This is a genomic window from Halomonas sp. IOP_31, assembly GCF_021151495.1.
Lineage (GTDB): Bacteria > Pseudomonadota > Gammaproteobacteria > Pseudomonadales > Halomonadaceae > Modicisalibacter > Modicisalibacter zincidurans.
Window position 1 is genome coordinate 38,072 of record NZ_JAIRBP010000030.1, and the last position, 8,100, is coordinate 46,171.

Annotated in this window: 7 protein-coding genes; all 7 read left to right on the forward strand. The window is 64.8% G+C overall.

Going from position 1 to position 8,100, the window contains the following annotated elements:
• Positions 1–33: 33 nt before the first annotated feature.
• The 7 genes from K7I12_RS13930 (at position 34) to K7I12_RS13960 (ending at position 7,867) form a co-directional block, all read left to right on the forward strand.
• The gene (locus K7I12_RS13930) at positions 34–774 is read left to right on the forward strand and encodes a GntR family transcriptional regulator (RefSeq protein ID WP_031384456.1); all 741 of its coding nucleotides are present in this window, start codon (positions 34–36) and stop codon (positions 772–774) included.
• Between the two features lie 78 nt (positions 775–852).
• Positions 853–1,818: a C4-dicarboxylate TRAP transporter substrate-binding protein gene (locus K7I12_RS13935; protein ID WP_231664470.1), complete on the forward strand. Its 966-nt coding sequence runs from the start codon at positions 853–855 to the stop codon at positions 1,816–1,818.
• Positions 1,819–1,908: 90 nt separating this feature from the next.
• Positions 1,909–2,400: a TRAP transporter small permease gene (locus K7I12_RS13940; protein ID WP_031384458.1), complete on the forward strand. Its 492-nt coding sequence runs from the start codon at positions 1,909–1,911 to the stop codon at positions 2,398–2,400.
• A complete protein-coding gene (locus K7I12_RS13945; RefSeq protein ID WP_031384459.1) occupies positions 2,397–3,686 on the forward strand; it encodes a TRAP transporter large permease in 1,290 nt (429 codons plus the stop codon). The genes K7I12_RS13940 and K7I12_RS13945 overlap by 4 nt, the downstream gene beginning before the upstream one ends.
• A gap of 32 nt (positions 3,687–3,718) precedes the next feature.
• Complete coding sequence (gene uxaC / locus K7I12_RS13950; protein ID WP_231664471.1) at positions 3,719–5,140, forward strand: glucuronate isomerase; 1,422 nt, start codon at positions 3,719–3,721, stop codon at positions 5,138–5,140.
• Between the two features lie 40 nt (positions 5,141–5,180).
• On the forward strand, positions 5,181–6,392 hold the full coding sequence (manD, locus tag K7I12_RS13955) for a D-mannonate dehydratase ManD (protein WP_231664472.1): 1,212 nt from the start codon (positions 5,181–5,183) through the stop codon (positions 6,390–6,392).
• An 11-nt stretch (positions 6,393–6,403) separates the two neighbouring features.
• On the forward strand, positions 6,404–7,867 hold the full coding sequence (locus K7I12_RS13960; RefSeq protein WP_031384462.1) for a mannitol dehydrogenase family protein: 1,464 nt from the start codon (positions 6,404–6,406) through the stop codon (positions 7,865–7,867).
• The last annotated feature ends 233 nt before the right edge of the window (positions 7,868–8,100 follow it).

Below are 8,100 nucleotides of genomic sequence, written 5' to 3' on the forward strand. Positions count from 1 at the left end.
TAGACTACAAGACAAGCTTCGGGCCGATCATCAATGACGACTTCACTACATGCGCTCTGGGAAGAAACATCGCCGGACGTCAACGTTCGCCAGCGCCTCTATCAAGCGCTGCGCCAGGCGATCATCCGCATGGTGCTGGCCCCCGGACGGGCGTTATCCGAAAAGGAGATTGCCGACACGTTCGACGTGAGCCGACAGCCGGTACGCGAAGCGTTTATTCGCCTTTCCGAGTCGGGGCTCCTGGAGGTACGCCCACAGCGAGGCACCTACGTGGTGCGCATTTCGGAGGGTGCGGTCATGGAGGCACGCTTCGTCCGGGAAGCCGTCGAGGCTGCCGTCGCCAGATCCGCCGCCGAAAACGGCTTGAGCGGGAACGTGCTCGGCGAACTCGACGAGCTGATCGAGCGCCAGCGTCGCTGTGCCGTGCCGCAGGACTACAGCCGGTTCTTTCAGCTCGACGAGGCCTTTCATCGGGCCCTGGCCCTGGGCGCGGGTCATACCTCGGCCTGGCGCGTCACCGAAGAGGTCAAGGCCCAACTGGATCGGGTGCGCTACTTGAGCATCCCCGAGTCGACGCCCATCCCCAAGCTCGTCGATCAGCACCAACTGATCGTCGATGCGATCGCCCGGCAAGACCCCAGCGCCGCAGAACAGGCCATGTGCATCCATCAGCGTGAAATTCTGCACTCCCTGCCTGAGCTGATGCGGCGCTTTCCCGCGATGTTCGATGCCTCGGCCCCGACGCGTACGCCCAGCAAACGCGAAACGGCATAACGCCGAGCTCGAACGCAAGGGGCTCGCTTTACGAACCCCTGCATTCAAACAAGCACAACATGCATGTCAGGAGAAATCATGAAATCACAGCTAGCCATACCCGCCCTCGCCCTCGCCTTTGCCAGTGGCCTGGCCCATGCCGATTACGAGCTGAACCTGTCCTCGGCCCTGAGCACGCAGGATCCCATCGTTCAGGCCATGCAGGACGCCAAGCAGTCGATCGAGCAGCGCACCGATGGCGAACTGACGCTCAACGTCTTCCCCAACAGCCAGCTGGGGTCCGACGAAGACGTCGTCGAGCAGATCCGCAGCGGCGCCAACATCGCCATCCTCATCGATGCCGGCCGACTGTCGGAGTATCAGCCGGAACTGGGCATCCTGAGTGCGCCCTACCTGGTGGAAGACTATACCCAGTACGAGGCCATTACCCAGTCCGATCTGTACAACCAATGGGTCGAAAGCCTCGCCGACAACAGCGGCCTGCGTTTGATGAACTACAACTGGTTCCAGGGCGCCCGCGAGATGCTGACCAAGGAACCCGTCGAAAAGCCCGAAGACCTGCAAGGCCTACGCATCCGCACCATCAACTCGCCGGTCTGGCTCAAGACCATCGAGGCCATGGGCGCCACTCCGACACCGCTGCCCTGGTCGGAGGTCTATTCGGCGTTGCAGCTGGGCTCGATCGATGGCGCCGAGGCGCAGTTGACCGCCGCCGATGGCCAGCGCCTGCAGGAGGTCATCAACAATGTCGCCCTGACCCACCACATCCAGCTGATGAGCGGCATCGTGACCTCGGAGCAGTGGTACCAGTCCCTGCCCGAGAACCTTCGCAGCATCCTCGACGAGGAGCTCAAGAAGGCCGGCGCCGAGGCCAGCCAGGCGACCGTCGACGCCCTGGATGCGACGCGCAAGCGCATGGAAGAAGCCGGCGTGACCTTCACCGAAGTGGATACCGAGCTGTTCCGTCAGCGCGTCGACAGCGTCTACAAGGAACTCGGTTACGACAAGTACCGCGAGCAACTGGTTTCCGGCACCGCCGACTGATCGCCCGTCAAGCCAATGCCGGGCCGGCCCGTGCCGGCCTGCGCGCTTTCAGGTTTAGACAGCCCTGTGCAAACGCTGCGAGGAACCGTTATGTGGCGCTGGTTCGACAAGCTCGAAGATATCCTGGCCATTGTACTGCTGGGGTGTACCTCACTCACGATTCTGGCCAGTGCCACCATGCGCGCGATCGGTCATCCGTTCGCCGGCGGTGCCGAACTGGCCCAATTCTTCTTCATCTGGACGGCCGTATTAGGCGCCGACATCATGCTGCGCCGCGGCGGCCAGGTGCGCATCGATGCCCTGGTCGTGCTTATGCCCCCCAGGGTGTTGCGTGCCATCACCGCGGTCATCCTGGCGATGATGCTGGCGTTTCTCGCGCTGCTGGCGTGGTACGGAATGCCGCTCGCGCTGTCCAACTGGCAGCGCCCGATGGGCTTTGCCGGATTGAGCTACGGCTACGTCACCCTGGCCCTGCCGGTGGGTGCCGCACTCATGTTCGTCTCGCTGCTTCGGCGCGTTCTCGACAAGGGCATCACCCGCAGTCTCGAGCCCGACGACGATGTCGTGGAGGAAACGCTATGATCACCGCCCTGCTGCTGGTGCTCGGGCTGGTGCTGATGGCCATCGGCATGCCCGTGGCCTTCGCGATCGGCATCGCCGGCTTTCTGTATTTCCTGTTGCCGGGAACGTTTCTTCCCGTCGGCATCGGTCCCCAGCGCATCGTCTCCGCTACCCAGTCCTTCCCCCTGTTGGCCGTTCCGCTGTTCATTTTCATCGGCCATCTGATGAATGCCAGCGGCATCACGCCGCGCCTGCTGCGCCTCTCGACCCTGCTGGCGGGCTGGATGAGTGGCGGTCTGGCCCAGGCCAGCCTGGTACTCAGCACCCTGATGGGCGGGGTGTCGGGTTCGGCGGTGGCGGATGCCGCCATGCAGTCGCGTGTGCTCGGCAAGGGCATGGTCGGCGAAGGCTATACGCCCGGTTTCGCCGGGGCCGTGCTTTCCATCGGCGGGTTGATCACTGCCACCATTCCCCCCAGCATCGGCCTGATCCTGTACGGCTATCTCGGCGAGGTCTCGATCGGCCGCCTGTTCATCGCCGGGGTGGTGCCGGGCGTGCTGTTGATGGTCGCGCTGATGATCACCACCTGGCTGGTTTCCCGCCGGCGGGGCTATACCCCGGTCCGCGACAGCCTGCCCAGGTTCGCCGAAGTGGCCAGCGCCACCCGCAGCAGCATCTGGGCCTTACTATTCCCGCTGTGGCTGTTGGTGGGTATCCGCTATGGCCTGTTCACGCCCTCCGAGGCCGGCGCCTTCGCGGTGGTCTACGCCCTCGTCGTGGGCTGCTTCATCCACCGCGAAATGGGCATAGCGGAAATCATCGAGGCGATGCGTGCCAGCGTGCGGGACATCGGCATGATCATGCTGATCATCATGTTCTCGGGGATCATCGGCTATGTGGTGTCCTTCGAGCGCGTGCCCCAGACCATCGCCGAGCTCACGCTGGGGGTATTCTCCAGCCAGACCGCCCTGCTGCTGACCCTGGCGGTCCTGCTGGTATTCCTCGGCATGCTGCTCGAGGCGACGGTGGTGGTCATGCTGCTGGCCCCGATCCTGGTACCGGTGATCAAGACCGCCGGGATCGATCCCGTGCACTTCGGGCTGCTGATGATGACCTTGGTGACCTTCGGCGGCATGACCCCACCGGTGGGGATTTCCATGTACACGGTATGCGGCATCCTGCGCTGCCCCTTCACCGATTACAGCCGCGAACTCGTACCCTTCGCCGTTGCCGTTTTAACCGTCGTGCTCGGCATCATCTTCTTCCCCACCATCGTGCTCTTCTTGCCCAACATGCTCATGGGCTAAGTGCTAAATGCAGCCATCCAAGGGTGAGTGACATGATTTTCAACGACAAGATCGACTTCATGGGGCCGGATTTTCTGCTGGAAACCAACGCGGCCCGGCGCCTTTACCACGACCATGCCGCGCCGATGCCGATCTGCGACTACCACTCGCACCTGAGCCCCGTGGAGATCGCCGACAACCGCCGCTTCGACAACCTCACCGAGCTGTGGCTCGACGGCGATCACTACAAGTGGCGGGCCATGCGCTTCACCGGCATCGACGAGCGGCGCATCACCGGCGACGCCGAGCCCCGCGAACGCTTCCAGGCCTGGGCCGAGAGCGTACCCGACTGCCTCGGCAATCCGCTCTACCACTGGACCCATCTGGAATTGCGCTTCCCGCTGGGCATCGAGAATACGCTGCTCTCCCCGACGACTGCCGAAGAGATCTGGACACGCTCGCGTCAACGCCTGGCGACGCCCAAACTTCACGCTCAAGGGATCCTGGACAGCTTCCAGGTGCGTACCGTGTGCACCACCGATGACCCCTGCGACGATCTCGATGCCCATCGCCGGCATGCCGAGAACGGCTCGCGACTCGCCCTGCTGCCGACGTTTCGCCCCGATGCCGTGCTCAAGATCGAACAGGCGGGCTACGCCGATTACCTGACCGCGCTGGAAGCCGCCAGCGGCGTCGCCATCCGGCGCTATGACGACCTGCTCGCGGCGCTGCATCAGCGCCTCGACTATTTCGCCGCCAATGGCTGCTGCCTGTCGGATCACAGCCTCGAGAAGCCGACCTTCGTCGCGCCGCCGTCGAGCGCCGCGCTCGATCGCATTCTTGACCGACGCAGGCGCAGCGAATCGCTCAGCGAGGAAGAATCCACCGGCTTCACCACGGCGCTATTGCTATGGCTGGGCCGGCAATACGCCGAACGCGGCTGGGTCATGCAGTTGCACCTGGGCGCGGCGCGTAGCGTCAGCCGCCGTGGCCTGGCCGAGATCGGCGCCAACAGCGGCTTCGACGCCATCGGCGATGTGGTCTATGGCGAGTCGCTGGCAATGATTCTCGATGCGCTGGACCAGCAACGGGCCCTGCCGCGCACCGTGCTCTACAACCTCAACCCGCGCGACAACGAGATGCTCGCCAGCCTGGCCGGCAGCTTCCCGAGCGACGGCATTCCCGGCAAGGTGCAGTTCGGCGCCGCCTGGTGGTTCAACGACCAGCGCGACGGCATCGAGCGCCAGCTGACCACGCAGATGCAGTTCGGACTGTTGCGTCACTTCGTCGGCATGCTCACCGATTCGCGCAGTCTGCTGTCGTTCTCCCGTCACGATTACTTTCGACGCATCTTCTGCAACATGCTCGGCCAGCAGATGGCGCGTGGCGAGCTGCCCAACGACATCGACCGCATCGGCCAGCTGGTGCGGGCCGTGTGTTACGACAATGTCCAGCGTTACCTGTTCGAGCGTTGAGCGACGCGCCCTCATTTTATCTATCAGCAATGGATTCATCATGAAAATCAGTGATGCCTACCTCATCGTCACCTCTCCCGGGCGCAATTTCGTCACGCTGAAGATCGTTACCGAGTCGGGCACCTACGGCATCGGCGACGCCACGCTCAACGGCCGCGAAATGGCCGTGGTCGCCTATCTCGAGGAGCACGTCGTGCCGGCACTGATCGGTCGCGATGCCGGTCGCATCGAGGACATCTGGCAATATCTGTATCGTGGCGCCTACTGGCGGCGCGGCCCGGTGACCATGGCGGCGATCGGCGCCGTCGACATGGCGCTGTGGGACATCAAGGCCAAGGCCGCCGGCATGCCGCTCTACCAGCTGCTGGGCGGCAAGAGCCGCGAGCGGGTGATGACCTATGCCCACTGCACCGGCAAGGACATCGACGCCTGCCTGGCCGAAGTCGACGCACACCTCAAGCTCGGCTATCGCGCCGTCCGGGTCCAGACCGGCGTACCCGGCATCGCCACCACCTACGGCGTCGCCAAGCGCGAAGGCGAGCGCTACGAGCCGGCCGACTCGGAGTTGCCCGCCGAGCACGTGTGGAGCACCGAGAAGTACCTCAACCATGTGCCCGCACTGTTCGCCGCGGTCCGCGAACGCTTCGGGCACGACATCCATGTGCTGCACGACGTTCACCACCGTCTGACCCCCATCGAGGCCGCCCGCCTGGGCAAGATGGTCGAGCCCTATCATCTGTTCTGGCTGGAGGACTGCGTGCCGGCCGAGAACCAGCAGAGCCTCAAGCTGATCCGCGAGCACACCACCACGCCGCTGGCCATCGGCGAAGTCTTCAACTCGATTCACGATTACCGCGAGCTGATCGAGAATCAGTGGATCGACTATATCCGCACCCCGCTCACCCACGGCGGCGGCATTACCCACCTGCGCCGGATCGCCGACCTGGCGGCGCTCTACCATATTCGCACCGGCTTTCACGGTCCCACCGATGTGTCGCCGGTGTGCCTGGGTGCGGCGGTTCACTTCGACACCTGGGTGCCCAACTTCGGCATTCAGGAACACATGCCCCACGAAGCGATCACCGACCAGGTCTTCCCCCACGACTATCGTTTCGAGGACGGCCATTTCCTGGTCGGCGAAACGCCGGGGCACGGCGTTGACATCGATGAAGAGCTGGCCAGACAGTATCCCTACAAGCGCGCCAGTCTTCCGGTCAACCGGCTCGAAGACGGCACGCTCTGGCACTGGTAGGAGGTGACGCGATGACCCAAGTGACAACACAGGCCAGCGACTACGCCGATGCCCCGGTCGGCATCGTCCACATCGGCCTGGGCGCGTTCCACCGCGCCCACCAGGCGGTCTTCGTCGAGCGCAACCTGGCGCGCCACGACGGCGGTGAGTGGGGCATCAGTAGCGCCAACATCCGTTCCAACCAGCGTCTGGTCGAGCTGCTGCGCGATCGGGGCCAGCGCTACCATGTCGCCGAATACGCCGACAGCCAGACGCTGACCCTGCGCGAGATCGCCGCCATCCGCGAGGCGCTGTACGCCGGCGAGAATGGTGAGGATCATGAAGCGCTGCTGGCGCGTCTGAGCGATCCCGCGGTGCGTATCGTCACCCTGACGGTCACCGAGAAGGGCTACTACCTGAGCCCCGCCGAAGGCACGCTGATGGTCGACGCGCCCGCCATCGCCCACGACATCGCCCAGCCGCACGCGCCCCGGACGGCGCCGGGCCTGCTGGTCGAGGCGCTGGCCCGGCGCCGCGCCGCGGGCATCGCACCGTTCACGGTGCTCTGCTGCGACAACATGCCGGACAACGGCAAACGCACCCGGCGGGCGGTCGTCGAGCTGGCTGGCGAGCGCGACCCGGCGCTGGCCGAGTGGATCGCCGCGTCGGTGGCCTTCCCTTCCAGCATGGTGGATCGCATCGTGCCGGCGATGACCGAGGCCGACTTCGCGCGTCTGCGCGAACTGGGCGTGGACGACCCCGCCGCGGTGACCTGCGAAGCCTTCATCCAGTGGGTCGTCGAGGACGACTTCCCGCAAGGACGTCCCGACTGGGAACATGAAGGAGTGGAGATGGTCGCCGACGTCGCGCCCTTCGAGACCATGAAGCTACGCATGCTCAACGGCAGTCATTCGCTGCTGGCCTACCTGGGCGCGCTGGATGGCGTCGAGACGGTCTTCGACGCCGTCAGCCGGGCCGACTTCAAAGCGTTGCTCAAGCGCTACATGCGCCAGGAGGCGGCGGCGACGCTGACCATGCCCGAAGACACCGATCTGACGACCTACGCCGACAGCCTGCTGGCGCGTTTCGCCAACGACAGCCTGCGCCATCGCCTGCATCAGATCGCCATGGACGGCTCGCAGAAGCTGCCCCAGCGTTGGCTCCAGGGGGCACGGATGCGGCTCGACGACGCCGGCGATATTTCCTGCACGGCACTCGGCGTGGCGGCGTGGATCCGCTATACCGCGGGCAGCGACCTGCACGGTCGTCCCCACGCTGTCGACGACCCCCTGGCCGACACCTTCGCCGCGCTGCATGCCCGCCATGGCGACGCGGAGGAGAGCCTGATCGGCGCCTTCCTGGCCGAGGACACCGTGTTTCCGCGCGGATTGGCCGACGACGCACGCTTCTCCCAGGCGGTGCTGGGGGCCTACCGCTCACTGCAGGCACGCGGTGTCACCGCCAGCTTGGCGGCGTTGAACGAGGGACAGGGTTGATCGTCGACACCAGGCTTCGTCTCGTTGACCTTGACCGGCCGCGAGCAAGAACAACACGATAAAACGATAACAGGGCGACTCTCGGGTCGCCCTGTTCGCGTGGCTGTCACGGCTCGCGCCGCTCAGCCTTCGCGCCTTCCGTCGTAAAGCCGCTTGAGGCCCAGCGGATTGGCCTCCTTGAGCGCTTCGGGACGCAGCGCGTCGGGCAGATTCTGATAGCACACCGGACGCAG